Genomic DNA, 2,271 nt, shown 5'->3' with positions numbered 1-2,271 from the left:
GCCTTGATGGCGGTGATCAGTTTTGGCCTGCTGACGGAGTTGCGGGGATTCCGGGCTAAAATCAAGACTGACTTACGGGAGTTTCGGACCGGGATCAAGGCTGATTTGCGAAGCTTTCAGCAGGAGATGAGACAAGAATCTCGGCGGGAGATTGAGACGGCGATGGGTGGAGTCAATAGCCGCACGGATACCCTACGCACCGAGATCAAGGCAGACAACCAGCAACTGGCCAGCCCCATGGACAAACCGGATGCCGATCTCAATGGCCGTATGGACAGGCTGACTGCCGACCTCAATGGCCGCATTGATCAGGTTTATCAACTGCTGCCGCCAGCCAGGCCCAAGCCGTGACCCCCTTGGGGAAACCACCCCTCCGGGCCAACACAGTGGTCTGCCCCTGCCCTCGCCACCCCGCTGATTCAGCACAGGGGAACGATGAGGCCGCTGGCAAAAACCTGCACCAGCCTATGGCCAGCCTTCAAGCCAGCCCTCCCCACGGCCGGGAAGCCCTTGGCGAGGAACCCACGAGCCGAGCCGCCAGCCTCTCGCAACGCCAGGTTGCCCCAGCGGCGAGCAAGGACGATAATCAATGCCTCCCCCACCCAGGAGCCGCCCCCACGGATGACCAAACGCCTGATCGAGGAATGGCTACCCATCGCCGAGTTGGGCATTGAGAGCGTGCGGGAGCGCACACCCATGACCCCCTTCCCAGCGCCAAATCGGCTCCACGTCTGGTGGGCGCGGCGGCCCCTGGTGGCTTCCCGGGCGGCGGTGCTGGCCTCCCTCCTGCCCGCCGATGCCGACCGCCAAACTTTCCTGCACATGGTGGGGATTCACGGGGATCCGGTGGCGGCGAAGAGAGCCATGGAAAAGGTCAAACGCACGGGAGTCAGAATCAACAACCCTTATGGTTACGACCGCGCTTTCCAGTACAGCCCCAGTGAGAAAGAGGAGTTTTGGCTTTTAGAGGAGACCCAAAAGCTGGGCATTCAGCAACCTACCGTGCTGGACCCCACGGCTGGAGGCGGCGCCATTCCCTTTGAGAGCCTGCGGTTGGGCTGCAAGACCCTGGCTAACGACATCAATCCAGTGGCGGCGCTGGTGCAGAAGGCCACCTTTGCATGGCCGTCTCAGTTCGGCCATGCTGTCGTGGAAGAGTACGAGCGGCTCGCGAGCATCTTCCGGCAACGGCTGGAAGAACGCCTCAGCAGCTACTTCCCCCAGCAGGACGCCCCTGACCAGATTGATTGCACCTACCTCCACGCCCGCACCATCACCTGCCCCTACTGCGGGGGCACGGCGCCCCTCTCCCCCAACTGGCGGCTGGCGCCCGACGGCACAGGCGTGAGAGTGGTTCCCCACGTGGGAGCGGGGCCGGGGGATGGGAGCCGCCATTGTGGGTTCGAGATTGTGGGCAGCGCCGGGGAGCAGAGTGCGGGCACGGTGAAGGGGGGAGACGTCACCTGCCCCTATCCCGATTGCGGCCGGGTGATTGACGGCCCCCAGGTGAAGGCCCAGGCCCAGGCGATTGGCATGGGGGAACAGTTGTTTGCTGTCGTGTATAAGCGCAAGCTGCCCACGGAATATACGAAAACCGGCAAACCCAAAAAGGCCAAATGGCAGCGGGGCTACCGGGCGCCCCGCCCCCAGGACGACAACAGCGCCGCCGTTGCCGCCGCCCTGGCGGACAAGCTGCCGGAATGGGAGGCGCTGGATCTGGCGCCCAATGAGCGCTTCCCCGAAATCTGCAACGACGACCGCCCCATCCAATACGGAATGCCCCTCTGGCGCGACCTCTTCTCCCCCCGCCAGTTACTCTGCCACGGGACCAGTGTGGAGATTTTCCGGGAGTTGGTACACGAGGAATCCGCAAAGCCTGAAGGCTTGAATGATTGCAACCGGGCGGCGCTGGGATATATTTCTTTGGCGTTGGATAAATTGCGTGATTACAATTCAAGGATGACCCGCTGGCATGGCAGGCGAGAAGTGATGGTCAACACATTTGACCGCCATGACTTTGCCTTCAAGTGGTCCTATGCGGAAATGGCTCCCCTCATCGTTGGCCTCGGCTACGATTGGGCCTTTGGTCAGGTTGTCAAGTGTATTGGTGAGTTGATCGCGTTGACTTCACCGAACACATCAACCTCTCCAACATCTGGTCCTTTACTGAAAACAACCGGCCCAACGGTTCAGAATAGAACATCTCCCCCTGTGGCAATCTCCTGCGGCTCCGGCGATGCCATGGACCACATCACGGATGGCGCAGTGGAC

At 61.6% G+C, this 2,271-nt stretch carries 3 protein-coding genes; 2 read left to right on the top strand and 1 reads right to left on the bottom strand.

Features of this window, described 5'->3' with window-relative positions; all coding sequences use genetic code 11:
• On the top strand, positions 1 to 351 hold a 351-nt coding region (locus BG35_RS0109390), incomplete at its 5' end, for a hypothetical protein (RefSeq protein WP_025782616.1).
• A 68-nt stretch (positions 352 to 419) separates the two neighbouring features.
• On the opposite strand, the gene BG35_RS0109385 is transcribed toward BG35_RS0109390, so the two are convergent.
• Positions 420 to 629 (bottom strand): hypothetical protein, encoded by a 210-nt coding sequence (locus BG35_RS0109385; RefSeq protein ID WP_152535271.1) that lies wholly within the window; start codon positions 627 to 629, stop codon positions 420 to 422.
• Here BG35_RS0109385 and BG35_RS0109380 point away from each other — a divergent pair.
• Positions 622 to 2,271, top strand: a 1,650-nt coding sequence (locus BG35_RS0109380) for a DUF1156 domain-containing protein (RefSeq protein ID WP_025782614.1), incomplete at its 3' end; no start/stop codon positions are given. The two genes, BG35_RS0109385 and BG35_RS0109380, sit on opposite strands and share 8 nt — an antisense overlap.

Origin of the sequence: Candidatus Synechococcus spongiarum SH4, from assembly GCF_000586015.1 — a bacterium.
GTDB lineage: Bacteria > Cyanobacteriota > Cyanobacteriia > PCC-6307 > Cyanobiaceae > Synechococcus_B > Synechococcus_B spongiarum_F.
The sequence above is the reverse complement of the archived record's forward strand: the minus strand, read 5'-3'. Positions and strand labels throughout refer to the sequence as shown.